This is a genomic window from Brachybacterium fresconis (assembly GCF_017876515.1).
Classification (GTDB): domain Bacteria; phylum Actinomycetota; class Actinomycetes; order Actinomycetales; family Dermabacteraceae; genus Brachybacterium; species Brachybacterium fresconis.
Genome location: NZ_JAGIOC010000001.1, coordinates 3,189,406 through 3,206,259 on the forward strand (window position 1 = coordinate 3,189,406; position 16,854 = coordinate 3,206,259).

Here is a 16,854-nt window from a genome sequence, read left to right on the forward strand (position 1 = left end):
CGGGGTCGGCGATGCGAATCTCTCCCGAGGGGTCGATGAAGTCGGGCCGGCCCATGTGAACCGCCACGATGGAAGATCTTCGAGCGGAGCTGCAGAATGACAGGGTCAGGGAAGCGCACGAAGTCTCCGGTGGCGAGGGTCCGGGAAACGCTGACCGCGTGGCGTCGAATATCTACGTTCTTCACCGGTTCCACGTGGCAGATCGTCCTCATCGCGGTGGTCTCTGTGGCGACGGGCCTGGCGGAAGCCCTCCTGCTCACCCTCATCGCCTCGATCGCGATGGCCATCGCGGAAGGCGCCGGTGACGTCCAGGTGACGCTCTTCGGCATGAGCGTCGAGGGAAGCCGCATGGAGATGATCGTTGCGAGCTTGGTCATCGCGGTCATCAGGGGCGCGCTCCAACTCCTCGTCGCCTATCTGCCGGCGCGCATGAGTGCGCAGGCGATGGCTCGCCTACGGAAGCGACTATTCGACGGATTCGTCGGCTCCACGTGGAGCGTGAAGGGCAGCGAGCGCGAGGGCGGGTTCCAATCGCTCATGATCAACCAGGTCAACGCCACGGCCCAGACGATCATCGTCATGAGCGTGACGATCTCGTCGTTGCTGATGTTCCTGACGCTGCTGATCTCCGCTGTGGCGCTGAGCCCAGCTGCGGCGGCCGTCATCACGGTGGCGTCTCTCGCCCTGTTCATCGGTCTGCGCCCGATGGCCAGGAATCTTCGGAAGAGTTCGACGAACCTCAGCACCGAGGGTATCGAGTATGCCAAGACCACACAGGACGTCGCGTCTATCGCCGAGGAGATCCAGGTGTTCGGCGCGAGCCCCTCGTATCGCGGCGTTTTCTACGATCAGCTTCGCGCTGTGCAGCGACCATTCCAGCACACTCGGTTCATGAGTCAGGCCGTGCCAGCCCTCTATCAGAGCACCGCGCTCCTGATCCTGGTCATTGCGCTTCTGGTCGTATCCCTGGCCGGCACCCAGTCCGTCACGACGCTGGGGGCGGTCGTCCTGATGCTGGTGCGGGCCGTCACCTATGGGCAGCGTGTCCAGACCTCTTTGACGACCATCGACGAGAAGGTTCCGTTCATGCTCCACCTCGCTGATGCGATCGAGCAGTATGAGAAACATGCCGAAGTACCGGGTTCGACCCCGCTGGGGTCCATCGAGAACCTCGAGTTCCGAGACGTGTCCTATGAGTACACGCCGGGCAAGAAGGCCCTGGAAAACGTCTCCTTCTCGGTGAAGATGGGGGAGGTAGTCGGGATAGTCGGACCTTCAGGGTCCGGCAAATCCACCCTCGTTCAGCTCTTGCTCCGACTCAGGGAGCCCGCCACGGGGGACTATCTCGTCAATGGTCTGGCGGCACAGGACATGCAGCGAACCGATTGGCGGAAACTGGTGGCGTATGTGCCGCAGATGCCGCAGCTCGTCTTCGGCTCTGTGCGGGAGAACATCCGATTCTTCCGCGAGGATCTCACGGACGAGGACGTCGTCCAGGCTGCGCAGCGTGCGCATGTCCACGAGGACATCTTGAGCCTCTCCGACGGGTATGACACTGTCGTCGGCCTGCGATCGGCCAGTATTTCCGGCGGCCAGGCTCAGCGGATCTGCCTGGCGCGTGCCTTCGCGGCAAACCCCAAGGTCGTGATTCTCGATGAGCCGACGAGCGCACTGGATGTGAAGTCCGAGGGGCTCGTACAGCAGTCCCTCGAAAAGCTTGCGGGCGAAGCCATCGTCTTCCTGGTCGCACATCGTCTGACGACACTCACCGTCTGTGACCGTGTCATGGTCATCAAGGATGCCCATCTCGAAGGGTTCGAGACGGCGGAGGAGCTCTTCACATCGAACGACTTTTTCCGAGAGGTCACGACCATTACGCGATCCGTCGACAGCGATCCCTCCGCAGGGCGCCTGAGCCTCGGGGATCGGTTGTGATGTCCTACCAGGACTTCCGCAGCTTCTGGCCGAGGGCCGCCTCGCTGTGGAGGGGCATCCGGCGAAATCGCCGAACGGCAGCAGGCGGGGCGAGCTTTCTCCGCCCGGGAATCTATTTTCCGCGCTCCGAGACGCTCTGGGCGCGTCGGGGCGCCCACCTTCCGGGCCACCTCCTGCGGACGAAAGGCGGGCGCTCGTCGATATCCGCGAGGGCATCGACGCTCTACCTTCGATTCCGGCTGATGGCTGGTGCGTTCGTGGTGCTCGGCTCACGGCGAGGCAGGACGGCTGAACTCGTGGTCGCCTCGTTCGATGGCGGGATCGTCGTCCTCGATCATGCGGGGAGTCGTGTTTTCCGAACGTATGGAACGGGTAGGGTGTCGGCGGCGGACGAACGCCGCCGACGGCAGTTCTCTGATCACGTCTCCGCACCGCAGCTCTGGTTCCGAGACGATGGTGCGGTGGTCGAGGAGGAACTCATCGAGGGCGCTTATCTCGGTGACGTGTCGCACGAGCAACGGGCCGGGCTCATCACGATCCTTGTCGAGCAGTTCACAGCTCTGGTGGCGGCGTATGGCAGCGAAGCTCCGTCCCTCACGGACCGGGACCTCCACGTCCTGCTCTCGCAGGTCGACGTCCCACCGGGGTTCGCTCGCGCATGGGAGGCGTCGGTGATCGAGTGGCTCTCCTCCGAGACACCGTGGATCCCGTCGCCGCGGGAGGCCAACGCGAAGAACATCGTGATGCGGTCGGATGGGCGACCCGCACCCATAGACCTCGGTGATCTCCAGGTGGACCCGTACTTCGTTTACCCCGTCGGCATACTCATCGCCGCGGGGAGTGAGGCCATACGGCGCTTCCTCGTGGGCGATGAAGACTATTCCTTTGCGACGCTCTTCGCAGTCGCTGACCAGAGTTGGGATGGCACGCCGAGCGAGCGTACGGGGTTGCTCCTAACCCGTATCGCCTACGCGGCACACAAGGATTCCTTGGCTGAAGGGGACGTCGACCGAGCTGTCTTCACAGCATCCCTGCGCCGACGATGGGAAGAGGTTCGAGATGCGTTCGACCGTCTCCCGTCCGGATCCTCGAGTCGAGCGACCCCCGGGCCGTAGAGGGCGAGGTGCGCGCATCCGTCATGACGTGACTCGCGGCGAGCTCCGCAGCAGGTCAAGAACGGCATCGAGACTGGCGCGCCCCTTCGCCGCGGCGGCTTCGGCCTCCGCGGGATCCAGGGCCTCTGTCGCGACCACGACCTTCTGGGGCAGAGTCTCGAGATCATCGGTGCGCAGGTCGAATCCGGTGGTCCACCCCACCGAGTGCAGCAGCGGTGCGAACTTGCGCGAATACGCGAGGGGGACGGCGGGGACGCCGACGGAGAGGGCGTTCAGGCACGCGTGCATCCGCGATCCGATCAGGGCGTTGGCCCCGGCGATCGTTGCGCGAACGGAGTCGAGATCCTCGGGCACGATGACCTCGACGTCCCCCTCGACCTCGTCGGCGAGAGCCCGTATGGCGGGCACGTCGTTGTCCGGGTTGGGGGTGTCAAGCACATGGGCCAGCAGAGAGACCTCACGGCCCTCGGCGCGGAGCAGATCCAGAGTCTCGCGGACGACGCGCCGGTACCCCTCGGCAGATACATGAGGATTCTCGTGCCACAGGAGCCCGCTGACGTTGAGCAGCACGTCCCGACGCGGCGCGGGGGAGGGCTGGTCGATCGCGAACACCAGATCGGCGGTGGTCAGATCCGGTGCGCGGCCGAGACCCGCCGCTGCCTGCGCGCTTTCGGGGTCACGAGCCACGACCAGTTCCGAACGCTTCAGTGTTCGCGACGCCAGGAGACGTCCGCGCCGCGTGGCGAATGGTCCGATGGTCTGAGGGGCCATCACCATCCTCGCCCCTGCTTGGCGAGCCATCTCATGCACGGTGCTCATGGTCAGGTGGCGGCCCAGGCCGTAGATGTCCGTAAAGCTGTCGCCGGAGCGCGTGTCCCAGACGAGGTCGAAGCTCCGAAAGTATCCCTGCATCCCGTAACGAGGCAGAACTCGCTCGCGCAGGAGCGAACGAGGCCGCCCCCACGGCACCTGGGGCGGTCGCGCCCCGTAATTCGCGAAGGTGAAGTCGGCGTCTGGAAAGGCACGCAGCAAAAGGTCGCGGGAGCCCCGAGCGAGGACGGCGACCCCGAGGTTCGGGGACGACTCCTCGGCCCACAGCACTAGAATGCGTGGGGACCCGTTCGCGCTCATGGACAAAGTCGCTTCTCTGCCTTGTCCGGTGTTCATTGTTCGGGGCGTGATGCCCTCTGGCCCTCGATCGCTCATCCGATCGCCAGCATCGGTGCTGTGCGGAGTCGCTCTGTCACCGCTGCCGTCACGTCCCGCCGATACACCTCAGGCGCATGACGCCGCAGCGCCACGACACGATTGCTGTGCACCTCGCGGGCGACCTGCGGCCACATCGTGCTGAGGGACTCCAGCTCGGCCGCGATCGCCGCATAATCATCTGGTATGACCAGGCGAGTGGTGTCGTAGCGACTGGCAGCCTCTCGCAACCCGCTGTAGTCGCTCACGATCACGGGTCGCAGCGAGAGAACCCCCTCGACTGCGGTGTTGCCAAAGGACTCGTCGCCCCGCGACGGGACCACCAGCACGTCGGCTTCCGCAAGGAATGGCCAGATATCGCTGTGGAAGCCAGCGAACGCCACCTCGACTCCGCTGGAAGCGGCCTGCTCACGCAGCTGCTCCTCGTACCACTCGTACCCCTCGAACGCGGTGCCCAGCAGGGTGACCGCCACAGACCGACCAGCGTCCTGCAACCGCGACGCGGCGTCGAGCACCAGGTCCGGGCCCTTGCGTGGCGAGAGCCGCCCGAGATACAGGATCCGCAGCGGGCCCGTGAGCTCTGCCCGCGGCGGCTGCGGGTCCTCGGGTGAGGTGACGCCGTTGTAGATCACCTCGGCACGTCGAGCCAGCGGCACCAGGGCGTCGCGGATCGTCGCCAGGCTGAACTCGCTGTTGACCAGGGTCCTTGTCGACGCCAGGTGGGGCAGGTACAGCGCGGCGTTGACGAACCGATTGCCGGCGGCCTCTGCCTCATGCACGTGACTGATCGAGCGGGTCTTGCGCGCCCGCGCGAGCAGCGGCCACTGGGGGATGATGATCGTGGAGACATACACGGCGTCCGGCCGTACCTGTCCCAGCAGCCGCCAGGCGCTCACCAGACCGGTCAGCGACGAGCGCAGCAGCGTCGGCCATCCTCGGGGTCGCAGCAGGGCTTTGCGCAGTACGAGCATGGGCACGATCGTCACCCGGGCGCCGGCGCGCTGCAGCTCGGGGACCAGGGGACCGTCGGAGGGCAGCGCCACGACGACCGCGCACCCTGCCTCCCGAAACCCGATGACGCTCTCCAGCAGCATCCGGTCGGAGCCGAACAGCTCGGCCCCCGGATGGACGACCAGGATGGTCTTCCCCTCGGGGCTCATCTCGGCAGTGCTCATCGCGGTGCTCATCCGACCCATTCCTCCTCACGGCGCCGCAGTCGCGGCGACTCGTGCCGGATCGACTCGCCACGGGCGAGCCGCCGCGCCAGGTCCTCGTACGCGGTCGCGACGTCGTCCCAGCGGAACGCCGAGGCCGCCCGCACACGGTTCGCGTGTCCCTGGGCGGCGACGGACGCCGGCGCGGATTCCGTGAGATGGAACAGGCCGGCGATGTCATCGGCCCCGGAGAAGAACCAGCCCTCGTCGTCCAGCACCTCCCGATTGAATCCGACGTCATAGGCGATCACCGGGGTCCCCGCACCGATCGCACGCAGCAGCGACGGGTTCGTGCCGCCGACGGAGTGGCCGTGCACGTAGGTCAGGGCGTGGAAGTACAGGGCGTCGAGCAGTCCCTGGTCGTACACGCCGCCCAGCAGGCGGATGCGGGGGTCCCCGTCGGCCGCGCTGCGGATCGCGTGCGTGTACTCGGCGCTGTACGGCGCGGAGCCGACCACCACGAGCGGCAGGCAGGCGGAGCTGCGGCGGTAGCCCTCCACGATCTCCAGCACGTGGTTCTCCGGCTCGAACCGGGCGACGGCGAGGTGGTATCCCTCGGGCTCCAGGCCGAGCTCGCGCACCCCGAGGTCGGGGGCCTGCTCGAGGATCGGGGCGCCGTAGCGGATCAGCTCCGTGCGGACCCCGAACTGGTCGCGGTAGTAATCGGAGATGCCGGGAGCGTCGGCGATCAGCGCGTCCCCGTGGCACACGCCGAACTCCTCCGCCCAGCGGTAGTACGCCTTGCCGCGTCGGCCCCATTTCGAGCGGCGCCACTCCAGGCCGTCCATGTGCAGTGCGGTGGGGATGCCGCGCCCGCGCAGCAGCGGCAGGAACGGCGAGTTGGCCGCGTTGAACACGAATGCCGCATCCGTGCGCCGCCGAGTGATCAGGTGGAGGGCCGAGACTCCGGTGTGGCTGAGGGTCTCGAGCTGCTTCTGCGGGATCGCCGGCAGGGTCACGACGCGCATGCCGAGATGCTCGCGCATGCGCTGACCGGATCTGCGCGTATACACCGAGACGTCGTGACCGCGCTCGACCAGCCGCCGTCCGACCTCCTCGACGGCGGTCTCGAACCCCCCGTAGGCGGCGGGTACACCTCTCGTCCCCACCATGGCGATCGAGAGCCGACCGCCACGGGACCCCTGAATGTCCGAATTGTGTGGCATTGCCCCAATATAGTGCGTGAACCCTCCCCGGTCCAGGCCACTCGCTCCGGCCCCGTCCCTGGATCGGGCTTTCCCCGCCTGTCCGCCTACGATGCCCTCATGAGAGCACGGGAGAGCAGGCGGGAGGCGACGCGCCGGGCGGGACGCAGCTGGACCGTCCGCACGCGCGTGCTGACGACGATGCTCGCCTTCATGGTCGTCGGGCTCGCCGTCACCGGCGTCCTCACCTATGCGGTGCAGTTCCGGGCGCTGGAGGACCGCGTCCACGGTGAGCTGCTGCAGGAGTACCAGGAGCTGAAGCTGATCGCGGAGTCCACGGAGGACGACGGCAGCTTCACGCACACCACGGTCGACGCGGTGCTGAAGGCCGCGACGGAGTCCGCCGCCCCCTCGGACAACGAGTCCGTCATCGCACTGATCGACGGGCGGCCGGCGCACAAGCCCCGTAGCCAGGACTTCGAGCTGGTGCCCGATGACTCCGCCCGGTCCCAGGAGGTCCTGGAGCAGATCATGGCGGTGCACGAGCCGGGCAGGACGGTGACCACCACGATGACCCTCGGCGACCGGGAGCTGCGGGTGCTGGTGGCCTCGGTGCAGGTCGCCGGGGACGATGCCGAGGGCGTCTTCGTGATCGGCAACGACATCGGCGTCGAGAAGCAGGAGCTGTGGCAGTCCGTGGCCACCTTCGCCGGCCTCTCCGTCGTCACCCTGCTGATCGCCGGTTGGGTGGGGTACGTGGTCACCGGGCGGCTGCTCAAGCCGTTGGGGGCGCTGCGCTCGGCCACCGAACAGGTCACCGTCGACGACCTCGCGCACCGCATCCCGGTGCCCGCCGCCAACGACGACATCTCCGCCCTGGCCACCAACTTCAACCGCATGCTGGAGCGGATCCAGATCGGCTTCGCCGAGCAGCGCCGCTTCATGAGCGACGTCGGCCACGAGCTGCGCACCCCGCTGACCATCGTGCGCGGGACCTTGGAGATGACCGACCTCGAGGACCCGGACGACGTGCGTGAGGCGCACGAGATCGCGACCGACGAGCTGGACCGGATGGGGCGCGTCGTCGGCGATCTCTCCGAGCTGGCGGCCTCGGCCCGCCCCGACTACGTCCGGCCGGCGCCGCTGGACATGCAGGAATTCGCCCGCTCCGCCTTCGCCCGGATCGAGCGGATCGCCGAGCGCGAGTGGGCGCTGGTCCGGGCGGCGGACGTGGTCGCGGACGCCGACGAGCAGCGCCTCACCCAGGCCGTGGTGCAGTTGGCCGCCAACGCCGTGCGCTACAGCGACGAGGGCAGCCGCATCCTCTTCTCGGTGGACCAGGTGCTGGGCCCCGTCGGCCCCGAGATCCACGTCGGCATGCGGGACGAGGGCGTCGGCATCGCCGAGGACGACCAGCGCCGCATCTTCGAGCGCTTCACCCGCGTCGACGGCGCCCGCGGCTCGGGGTCCGGGCTCGGACTGCCGATCGTGCGGGCCATCGCTGAAGGGCACGGCGGGCAGGTGCGCCTGCTGTCCGCTCCCGGGCGCGGCTCCACCTTCACGCTCGTGTTTCCGCAGTTCACGCAGAGGACGGGCGTCGAGGGCGACGCGGAGGACGGGCCCGGCGCCCGCGATGCCGCCGGGCCCCGCGGTGATCGCACCGATGATCGCAGGGGGCCTGCCGGCTCCCCGCACACGACGACGAGGAGCAGTTGATGAGAATCCTGATCGCCGAGGACGAGGCGCGGATCGCCCGATTCGTGGAACGGGGACTGAAGGCCAACGGCTATGCCTCGACCGTCGTCGAGGACGGCATCAGCGCCCTCGACCTCGCCTCCAGCGGAGACTTCGACCTGCTGATCCTCGACGTGGGCCTGCCGAGGATGGACGGCTTCCAGGTGCTGAAGGCCCTGCGCGAGATGGACGTGGACATCCCCATCCTCATGGTCACGGCACGCACCGGGGTCGATGACACCGTCCAGGGCCTGGAGAACGGGGCCAACGACTACATCGCCAAGCCGTTCCGCTTCGAGGAGCTGCTGGCCCGGGTGAAGCTGCGCGCCCGCGAGGCGTCCACCGGTGCAGGCGCTGTCAGCGATGACGTGCTCGCCCTCGGCGACCTCTCCCTCGACCTGCGCACCCGGATCGCGACCTTCACCCCGGAGACGGCCCGGGCCGACGAGCGGGGCGAGCGCTCGGTCGAGCTGTCCTCCCGGGAGTACACGATGGCGCGGGTCTTCCTGGAGAACCCGAACCAGGTGCTCACCCGCGACCTGCTGCTGTCGAAGGTGTGGGGGTACGACTACGACGGTGCCTCGAACGTGGTGGACGTGTACGTGGGGTACCTGCGCGGCAAGCTGGGGGCGAAGCGCCTGGTGACCGTCCGGGGTGCCGGCTACAAGCTGGTGGACCCCGCGGCCTGACCACGACTGCTCACGAACAGCGATCCGCCCAGGTCAGCGGTGATCATGAGAGGTCTCTCATGATCGACTCACGGCGGTCTCATCGCACTGACGAAGGATGCCGGGCATGAAGACGCTGCGCACTGCCGGGATCATGATGGCCGTCGCCCTCTCGGCGGCCGCCCTCGCCCTGCTGCCCTCGATCGAGGAGACTCCCGTGGAGCCGCCGGGCATCTCCGTCGGCGAGAGCTCTGCGGCCTCGGACGGCGAGAGCGGTGCGTCCTCGGACGGCGGAGGGGAGACGTCCGCCCTGCCCGGGGACGTGCCCGAACAGGCAGCCTCTGCGGGCGAGTCAGTCGCCCTCCCGCGATCGACCGCCAGCGATCAGAAGGCCGATTCGAGCGCCGGTGATCTCGAGTACGAGCCCTCGAAGGCGCCCGAGCCGACCAGCGCAGCGCGTTCCGGCGGCTCGAGCGGCTCGAGCGGCTCGGGTGGCTCGGAGGGGTCGACCGGCTCCTCCTCGAGCGGCGACAGCTCCGCTGCCCGCGAACCCGCGGCCCCCAAGAAGTCCGCGGCGCCGAAGCAGCCCGCCCCGCCGCCCGCTCCGTCGAGCTCCTGCGAATGGGACGACGGGGAGTGGGACTGCGACGACGACGGCGACGACGATGACGGCGGCGATGACGGGGACGACGATGATGACTGAGGGGGACGACGGCTGAGGATCCTCCGACCCGACCTCTTCGTCGTCGCCCTGCGACACCGCGACCCCTGAGACCTGTGCACGGCACGTCCACGCATGGACGCGCCGTGCACAGGTCGTGCGCGGTCGATGGCCGCGATGCCGTCGGGCCGCGCACGCCGGGTCCTGCCGTCGGGCCGCGCACGCCGGGCCCGTGGCCGCGGCCGCCGCGCCTCAATCGTCCTCGGCCTCCTCCTCGGCGGCGTCGCGGTCCCGACTCCCGACGGTCACGGGTCGACCGCCCCCGTCGAGCCCGGGCAGTCGGTGCTCGCGAGCCCCGAGCCGAGCGGCCAGGCCGTCGGACCCGATCATCACCACCACCCCGCGGAAGTCCGCCAGCACCCGATCGAGCATCGTGCGGCCGGCGTCGTCGAGGTCTCCCTCGAGGCCGTCGATGAGCAGCAGTGCCGGGGCGCCGTACAGCGCGCGGGCCAGGGCCAGGCGGGCCCGATCGGAGCGGTCCAGCGGTTCGCCGCCGCGGCGGAGCGTGGTGCGCGCGCCGCGGGGCAGACTCCCCACGTTCAGGCCGACGAGATCGAGGGTCTCCTGGTCATGGGCGCCGTCGAGGTCCGGCCGGCGGTAATGCAGGGCGCGCGCCACGGACCCGCGCTCGAACACGGCACCGGCGCTCGCGGAGCCCAGCAGCATCCGGGTGCGCCGGGCCGGGACGGCACGCAGATTCTCCCCGCCGGCCCACACCGAGTCGGGCCGCTCCGACTCCGGCCCGGGGGAGAGCTCGAGCAGGCGGCGGAGGAACTCACGGGGCGCGGCGGGGTCCGGGGACACCAGACGGACGAGCTCGCCCGGCCGGCCGCGCAGCGGCCCGTCGTCGGTCAGCCCGGGCAGGTCGAGGTGCACGAGGTCGTCGCCGACGGGGGCGGCGACAGCCGCGGCCGCCCGGCGCCGGGCGCGGGCGCGCTCACGGCGTGCCTCGGCCCCCGCGAGGGCAGGACCCAGCACCATCCGGGCGGAGGAGCAGGTCTGCCGATACTCGACGATCCGGCCGATCTCCAGCACGGGGGTGGCGGCGATCCCGGCGACGGCCATCGCGGCCATCGTCACCCCCGGGGACAGCCCCAGGTAGGTGCCGGCCGCGGCGACCAGCAGGGTGGTCAGCGTCGAGGCGACGATCCCGCCGGCTCGGATGGTGCCGACGGTCTCGGCGCGGTCCACCGCGATCCTGACCAGGCCGTCGGAGGCCTCGCGGAGGTTCCGCAGCTCGCGCGTGGTTCCGCCGGAGGCGAGGATCCCGTCCGAGGCGGTGACGGTGTCGGCGATGCGCGAGGCCAGCTTCCCGCGGGTGCGGCGCATCCGACGGGTCTTGATCAGGGCCGTGCGCGCCCAGAACGCCAGGCAGAGGGCCAGGACCACGAGCGGCGCGGCCATCACCGCGGCCAGGTACGGGTGGAGCACGGCGAGAGTGACGAGGCTGCCGCCGATCAGCGGCACCGCGACCACCAGTGGGGCGATGCCCTGGGAGACCCAGTTGCGCACCGAGGAGAGATCGTTCGTGGTGCGGGCGACGGTCACGCCGAGGGAGGTGGCGTGCCCCGGCGTCAGCGCGTCGCCCAGCAGCGTCAGCCGCAGCTGGTGGACGTAGTCCTGGCCGAGCTTCTCGGCCACCACCCGCTCGTGCACCTTCAGCGCGCCGACGGCGAGAGCGGTCAGCACCAGCAGCACCAGCGCCCGCAGCAGCAGGGCGGAGGAGCCTGCCGGCGCTGCCTGCAGCGTCACCAGCGCCCAGGCCGACAGGGCGGCCAGAGCGGCCTGGCCCAGCCCCAGGGCGACCAGCACGCTGACCCAGCGCCGCCGCGCGCCCCGCAGCAGCGGGGGCAGCGGCGGCGCGTTCTTCAGCAGACCGTTGGCCAGCTGGACCGGTTCACGTTCACGCGGCATCGGCGGTGCGCTCCGCGATCAGATCGGCCACCAGCTGCCCGGCCACGTCGGCGGTGCCCAGGTCGAAGGTCTCCACGACCGGCACCTCGAGCGCACGACGCGCCTCGGCAGTGGCCAGCGGGGAGCTGGTGACGACGCCGGAGACGAAGGCCGGGGTGCGCCCGAGGTCCCGCAGGGCCCCGACGCCGCCGACGGCGCCCAGGGCATCGCCCGCGGCGAAGGCGACGGCGTCGACGACCGCGCCGAACTCCTGCTCGGCCAGCAGTCGGGACGTCTCGCCCTGGTAGACCCCGTCGGCGATCTCCAGCAGCACCACGTCGGGCTGCTCGCCGCCGCCGGCGAGCTCGTCGGCCATGGACAGGAACAGGTCGCGGACCTCGTCGTAGTCGACCTGGAAGGTCGAGGGGTATCCGAAGTCGGTGAAGTCCAGGACGCGGTGCGCACCGGCGTCGAGGAACAGGTTGTAGTCGTTGCCGGCGCCGGTGCCGGTGGTCTTGCCCGCGGCGACGCGCAGTCCGGCGGCGGCCAGCCCGTGCGCGAGCTCGGCCAGCACGGTGGACTTGCCGGAATTCATGGAGGTGCCGAGCACGGCGATGACGGGCACGTGGTGGGCGGGACGGTCCGCCCGGGCGGCGACGTCCGGGACCACGTGGTGCGCGGCGGCGCGGGCGAGGGTGACGGGGCCGTGGGCGTCGCGCAGCACGCCGATCGGCTCGATCGCGGTCGCCTCGCCGACGCGTGCGTGCTGCTCGATGACGCGGGAGGCGAGCCCGCCGGCCGCGGCGAGGTGGGCGGGGCCGAGGTCGTCGGGGACCGTGGACAGGAACTGGTCGGCGGCGTAGCGGCTGCCGTAGGCCACCACGATCTCGTCCCCGGGGAACAGCACCTGCCGCCGGGAGACGGGGCTCTCGAGCCGCTTGTGGTGCCCGACCGAGGTCACCCGGGCCAGCACGACTTCGCCGGCCTGCGGGGTGTGGCCCTCGGTGATGAGGTCGATCTCCTCGGCGCGGCGCAGGAAGGCGCCGACATCCCGGGTCGAGAAGGCGTGCTTCGCGCGCTCGACCCGGGTGCGGAGGTCCTCGGGGACGACGTCGGGGACGGGGGCGGGCGTGGCGACGGGGACGGTCGCGGTGTCGGTGACGCCGGCATTGATGATCGTCATCGGGGGCTCCTCATGTCGTCTCGGGGCGGACGATCCAGGGGTGGACCGTGCCTGACGAGAGTCAGTGAACCGGTCACCGATGAGCCGGCGATGAGCCGGCGATGAGAGGAGTCTCAGAGAGAACAGTGCTGGTCAGCAGTGTTCTGGACGGAGATTTCACCGTCCGTTCGTCGCTGCGTCGCCCGCCGTTCCCCGGCGGTGCGGCGGACCTCGGCGGCCGGCCGCCCTCAGGCGGCGATGCCGAGGCGGGCGAAGGCGTTGCGGAAGATGGTCAGGCCGTCCAGGCCCGGCAGCTTCTGGACCCGCGTGTCGAGCTTGTCGAGCTCCTCGGACTTCCCGGCGAACAGGTGGCCCATCACGTGGCGCACCTCGGACTCGTCCATCATGCCGCTGCCCACGGGCTTCCACACCCGGCTCATCACCAGGCGCACGATCTTCTGCGCGGTCTCGGAGGCCTGGAGCCGCTCGCGGCCCTGGGTGGTGTAGAAGGCGACGTGCCGCGTCTCCTGCTGGGCGATGCGCTTCAGCAGCGGGGACAGCACGGGATGGTCGGTCAGGGCCGAGAGCCGCCGGTAGGCCGCCACGGCCGAGAGTTCGTTGGCGGCGCCCCACACCATGTGCACGGCCACGAAGTCGGTGCCGGCCAGGTTCGTGAGCACGGACTGCTTCAGCGGGCCCAGCGCCCCGGTCCAGCCGAGCTTGACGCGCTTGGCCTTGATCTCGTCGTAGTCGACGATGATGTCGTGCTTGGCCAGCACCTTCGCCAGAGCCTCGCCGTGCCAGAACTCCTCGCGGTTCCACATGGTCATGAAGCCGCCGGCCTCCTCCTCCCGATGGGAGGGGGTCACCAGCAGGTCCCGCAGGAAGCACGAGGTGTGGTACTCGACGTCGCACATGTAGCGCAGCGACCGCAGCGTCTGCGCATCCAGGGGCTGGTCGTCGAAGAGGTCGAAGTCGAGGTCCTCGTACTTCACGGGGACGGAGGTCTCGGCGAACTGGTCGAGATCGAAGGCCATCTCACACTCCGATTCGGGGCAGGGCGGTCAGGACAGGGTCCGGGAGATCGGGCCCCGGCAGCAGCCGGGTGATCTCGTACCGGGCGCGGCGCAGCGCGGCACGGTCACGAGCCTCGGCGCCGAGCACCGCGAGCGCGGCGGGGAGGTCCGCATCGGGGATGTTCCCGCCCTCGAGCGGCGACCCCAGGGTGAGCACGAGGCGCGCGGTGGCCGCCTCGGCCCGGGACCGGTCGATGCGGGCGATCGCCTCGGTGGTGAAGAAGTCGGTCGCGGCCTGGTGCCGTGCGGCCACCAGGTCGACCACGCGTCGCGCCTCGCCGTCGAGACGGGGCGAGAGCGCGTGCAGGGCGGCCTGCAGGGAGGCCTCCTGGATCGCCATGCGCGCCATGTGTCCGGCGGCGACGGCCTCCCCTGCGATCGCGGTCCACAGCGGGGACAGCAGGGGCTGGACCCGGCCCACGTGGACGCGGCGCAGGGTGCGCAGCGGATGGAGCCTGCCCTGGACCTGCGGGCGCTCGACGGGATGATCCCCGGTGAGCAGATCGCGCAGCGCCCGGGACTGCCAGTACCGGTCCACCAGCCAGGTCCCCAGGAAGGCGGTGATCCGCGCTTCGTTCCCGGTGGCGGTGGCGAGCATGGTCCGGGACTCGGACAGCGCCGAGGACTCCAGACGCTGCAGCACGCCGAGGGCGGTGCGCACGTCGGCCGCCAGAGGTTCTTCGGCCGCGAGGAGGCCGGTGTCCACGGGCAGTCGGCTCGTGCCGCGGCGGGTGTACGCGGCGACGTCGAAGTCCGTCACCAGCACCGGGGCGATGGTCTCGTCCAGATGCAGGTGCCCGGCGAAGGGCTCGGCCGACGGGCTCCGTGTCGTCGGGTCCGCAGTCGTCGGGTTCGCACTGGTCGGGCGCGCCGTCGTCGAGCTCGCCGCGAGAGGGCGATCATCGAGGCGACGGCGGCCGGAGCGAGCGGCCGCCTGTGGCGAGCTCGCTGCAGTACCGATGACCACACTCCACCTCTTCTCCCCATGACCAGGGCGGTTGCGAGATGCATCCGTCGGCGGGGCCGTGAACATTGTAGGGAGTCGCGCTGGGTAGTGCATGGGCGATTCGTCCGTGACCCTGTGCCCACCCAAGTGCCGCTTGGTAGGTTCCCCAGTGTGATCGATAGCGGCGCGTCCTCTCTCCCGGACTCCGGGCAGCGCCGTGACCAGGCAGGACTGCCGAATCTCGAGGCGCTGCGGGTGGCTCTGCGCCCCCCGGGTGTGCCGCTTCCCACCCCGCGGGACGTCCTCGAGGCCGCCCATCGCGTGAGTGATCTGGTGCACGCCGAACGATACCGCGAGGCCCGCGCCCTTGCGGCCGCCTTCCGGGGGACCCCCGCGCCGTCGGCCGATCGTCTCGCCCTCCTGCGCGCCGTCCGGCACGGCGCCGTCCTCACCGACGACGCCGAGCAGCTCGAGCGCACGGCGACGGACATCGTCTCCGTGCTCCACCGCGGCGGGCACCGCGAACAGGCCGCGGCGACCGTGACCGTGCTGCTGGAGCGGGGGGCCTGGCACGGCCGCCCCGCATCGTGGACCCGCGACGACTCGGCCACCAGCGCCGCCTCCGGCGGTGACCGCGCCCTCGGCCCCCGTCGTGGCCGGCGGCGCGGTGAGCAGGTCACCGCGTCGCCGGAGCTGCTGGTCGTCGTGCGCGCCCTGGAGCAGACCACGCTCCCCGGTGCGGACGGGGCCCGGGGCGGCACGGTGGATCCGCGCCGCGCCGTGGCCCGTCTGCGCTCCGCACTCTCCGCGCTGCCCGCCGTCCGTCAGCAGATCCTCGGGGACCCGGAGACGGCGCTGCGCCTGCACCTGGCCCAGGCTCTCGAGGCGACCGGGGACCCCGAGGGTGCCACCACGCAGGCCCTCGACGTCCTCGACACCATCGCTCAGCAGGAGGCGGACACCCCGCAGCTCCGGCGCGACCCGCAGCGCACCGCCACCGCCGCCCATGCGGTGCTGGCCCGCACCCTCGCACTGACCCATCCCCTCGAGGCCGCCCACCACGCTCTCGAGGCCCTCGGCGCGCTCGCCGAGGTCGACGACCCGCCCCTGCGCGTCGGCCTGATCACCCAGCTGCTGCAGGCCCTGATGGCCGCCGGCGCGACCGAGCAGGCCTCCTTCACCTCCGGCCGTCTCGCCTCCCTCCAGCGCACGCTGCAGCGCGAGACCCTGCGCATCGGCCCGCTGCTGGCAGTCGCCGCCCAACGGATGCACGCCGAGCGCTACGAGGCGGCCTGGGCCCCCCTCGAGCGCGCCCGACGGATCGCCCGCGAGCACCGCGATCACCGCTCGGCGCTCGAGGCCTCCCGCCTCGCCGCGAGCATCCACGAGCGCACCGCGGACCACCCGGCGGCCCTGACCGAGCTGCGCCGGCTGGCCCACGAGGCCCGCTGGCTGGCCGATGACCTGGCCACCCCGGCACCCGAGCGGGCCGAGATGGTCGCGACCCAGCTCAGCGCCCATGCGCTGGCGCTACGCCGGGCCCTCGACCTGGGGCGGACCGCGAACGTGCGCGAGGCCGCGGCCGCGATCGAGCGTCGTGCCCGCCCCGAGGGCGGCCGCCCGCTGCTGCCCGCCGAGCAGCTCTGGGACCACCGGGTCGATGCGCGGGTGGGGCTGTTCATCGCGATCGGCGAGGCGCTCCGGCGCGAGGAGGAAGGGGTGGACGCGGCCGCGTACGAGCAGCACCGCCGCGAGGCGATGCAGCTGATCGGGCAGGTCCCGGCCGGGCACGATGAGCGCGCCCTGTCCTGGGCCGCCTACGTCGACGACCGCCACGCCCAGATGCTCGCCGATCGCGGCGAGACCCGATCGGCCCGGCGCGCCGCGCGCCGTGCCCGCGACGGGTGGGCGCGCCTGGGCCGGGACGAGGACGTCGAGCGTGCGGAGGCGCTGCTGTCCCGGCTCGGCGCCGACTGAGCGCCGGCCGGACCGGATCGAATCGGGCCGGATCCGCCCTGGTCGCGGAGTCCCGCCTGCCG

At 70.7% G+C, this 16,854-nt stretch carries 13 protein-coding genes; 6 read left to right on the plus strand and 7 right to left on the minus strand.

Annotated elements, in window-relative coordinates; genetic code table 11:
- Positions 1 to 225 precede the first annotated feature (225 nt).
- Positions 226 to 1,935, plus strand: coding sequence for an ABC transporter ATP-binding protein (locus JOF44_RS14205; RefSeq protein ID WP_342591791.1), 1,710 nt, complete (start codon positions 226 to 228; stop codon positions 1,933 to 1,935).
- On the plus strand, positions 1,935 to 3,050 hold the full coding sequence (locus JOF44_RS14210; protein ID WP_209892697.1) for a hypothetical protein: 1,116 nt from the start codon (positions 1,935 to 1,937) through the stop codon (positions 3,048 to 3,050). Before JOF44_RS14205 ends, JOF44_RS14210 begins: the two co-directional genes overlap by 1 nt.
- A 21-nt stretch (positions 3,051 to 3,071) precedes the next feature.
- Here the strand turns inward: JOF44_RS14210 and JOF44_RS14215 are convergent, their stop codons facing one another.
- Genes JOF44_RS14215 through JOF44_RS14225 form a run of 3 tightly spaced genes read right to left on the minus strand, consistent with a single transcriptional unit; the run spans position 3,072 to position 6,636 of the window.
- Positions 3,072 to 4,256, minus strand: a complete 1,185-nt coding sequence (locus JOF44_RS14215) for a polysaccharide pyruvyl transferase family protein (protein WP_342591792.1) — start codon at positions 4,254 to 4,256, stop codon at positions 3,072 to 3,074.
- Complete coding sequence (locus JOF44_RS14220; protein WP_245348955.1) at positions 4,253 to 5,431, minus strand: glycosyltransferase family 4 protein; 1,179 nt, start codon at positions 5,429 to 5,431, stop codon at positions 4,253 to 4,255. Before JOF44_RS14220 ends, JOF44_RS14215 begins: the two co-directional genes overlap by 4 nt.
- An 8-nt stretch (positions 5,432 to 5,439) precedes the next feature.
- Positions 5,440 to 6,636, minus strand: a complete 1,197-nt coding sequence (locus JOF44_RS14225; protein WP_245348956.1) for a DUF1972 domain-containing protein — start codon at positions 6,634 to 6,636, stop codon at positions 5,440 to 5,442.
- 99 nt (positions 6,637 to 6,735) lie between these two features.
- Here JOF44_RS14225 and JOF44_RS14230 point away from each other — a divergent pair, with 99 nt between their 5' ends.
- From JOF44_RS14230 to JOF44_RS14240, 3 genes are all read left to right on the plus strand, one after another.
- Positions 6,736 to 8,331, plus strand: a complete 1,596-nt coding sequence (locus JOF44_RS14230; protein ID WP_209892703.1) for a sensor histidine kinase — start codon at positions 6,736 to 6,738, stop codon at positions 8,329 to 8,331.
- Positions 8,331 to 9,038, plus strand: coding sequence for a response regulator transcription factor (locus JOF44_RS14235; protein ID WP_209892706.1), 708 nt, complete (start codon positions 8,331 to 8,333; stop codon positions 9,036 to 9,038). Before JOF44_RS14230 ends, JOF44_RS14235 begins: the two co-directional genes overlap by 1 nt.
- Before the next feature lie 106 nt (positions 9,039 to 9,144).
- Positions 9,145 to 9,720 (plus strand): hypothetical protein, encoded by a 576-nt coding sequence (locus JOF44_RS14240; protein ID WP_209892709.1) that lies wholly within the window; start codon positions 9,145 to 9,147, stop codon positions 9,718 to 9,720.
- A 210-nt stretch (positions 9,721 to 9,930) separates the two neighbouring features.
- Here the strand turns inward: JOF44_RS14240 and JOF44_RS14245 are convergent, their stop codons facing one another.
- From JOF44_RS14245 to JOF44_RS14260, 4 genes are all read right to left on the minus strand, one after another.
- Positions 9,931 to 11,652 carry an ABC transporter ATP-binding protein gene (locus JOF44_RS14245; protein WP_209892711.1) on the minus strand — a complete coding sequence of 574 codons (1,722 nt, stop codon included), beginning with the start codon at positions 11,650 to 11,652 and terminating at the stop codon, positions 9,931 to 9,933.
- Positions 11,642 to 12,814 carry a DUF1611 domain-containing protein gene (locus JOF44_RS14250; protein ID WP_209892714.1) on the minus strand — a complete coding sequence of 391 codons (1,173 nt, stop codon included), beginning with the start codon at positions 12,812 to 12,814 and terminating at the stop codon, positions 11,642 to 11,644. The genes JOF44_RS14245 and JOF44_RS14250 overlap by 11 nt, the downstream gene beginning before the upstream one ends.
- 227 nt (positions 12,815 to 13,041) lie before the next feature.
- Entirely contained in the window at positions 13,042 to 13,830 is a 789-nt protein-coding gene (locus tag JOF44_RS14255) for a ferritin-like domain-containing protein (RefSeq protein WP_209892717.1), read from the minus strand.
- A 1-nt stretch (position 13,831) separates the two neighbouring features.
- On the minus strand, positions 13,832 to 14,836 hold the full coding sequence (locus JOF44_RS14260; protein WP_342591793.1) for a hypothetical protein: 1,005 nt from the start codon (positions 14,834 to 14,836) through the stop codon (positions 13,832 to 13,834).
- A gap of 150 nt (positions 14,837 to 14,986) precedes the next feature.
- Here JOF44_RS14260 and JOF44_RS14265 point away from each other — a divergent pair, with 150 nt between their 5' ends.
- Complete coding sequence (locus JOF44_RS14265) at positions 14,987 to 16,792, plus strand: hypothetical protein (RefSeq protein ID WP_209892720.1); 1,806 nt, start codon at positions 14,987 to 14,989, stop codon at positions 16,790 to 16,792.
- Positions 16,793 to 16,854: the final 62 nt, after the last annotated feature.

Bases quoted from the DNA above. Each gene is read 5' to 3' on its own strand.
- JOF44_RS14210 (WP_209892697.1), top strand. From the start codon at position 1,935: ATGTCCTACCAGGACTTCCGCAGCTTCTGGCCGAGGGCCGCCTCGCTG.
- JOF44_RS14215 (WP_342591792.1), bottom strand. From the start codon at position 4,256: ATGAGCGATCGAGGGCCAGAGGGCATCACGCCCCGAACAATGAACACC.
- JOF44_RS14220 (WP_245348955.1), bottom strand. From the start codon at position 5,431: ATGAGCACTGCCGAGATGAGCCCCGAGGGGAAGACCATCCTGGTCGTC.
- JOF44_RS14225 (WP_245348956.1), bottom strand. From the start codon at position 6,636: ATGCCACACAATTCGGACATTCAGGGGTCCCGTGGCGGTCGGCTCTCG.
- JOF44_RS14230 (WP_209892703.1), top strand. From the start codon at position 6,736: ATGAGAGCACGGGAGAGCAGGCGGGAGGCGACGCGCCGGGCGGGACGC.
- JOF44_RS14235 (WP_209892706.1), top strand. From the start codon at position 8,331: ATGAGAATCCTGATCGCCGAGGACGAGGCGCGGATCGCCCGATTCGTG.
- JOF44_RS14240 (WP_209892709.1), top strand. From the start codon at position 9,145: ATGAAGACGCTGCGCACTGCCGGGATCATGATGGCCGTCGCCCTCTCG.
- JOF44_RS14245 (WP_209892711.1), bottom strand. From the start codon at position 11,652: ATGCCGCGTGAACGTGAACCGGTCCAGCTGGCCAACGGTCTGCTGAAG.
- JOF44_RS14250 (WP_209892714.1), bottom strand. From the start codon at position 12,814: ATGACGATCATCAATGCCGGCGTCACCGACACCGCGACCGTCCCCGTC.
- JOF44_RS14255 (WP_209892717.1), bottom strand. From the start codon at position 13,830: ATGGCCTTCGATCTCGACCAGTTCGCCGAGACCTCCGTCCCCGTGAAG.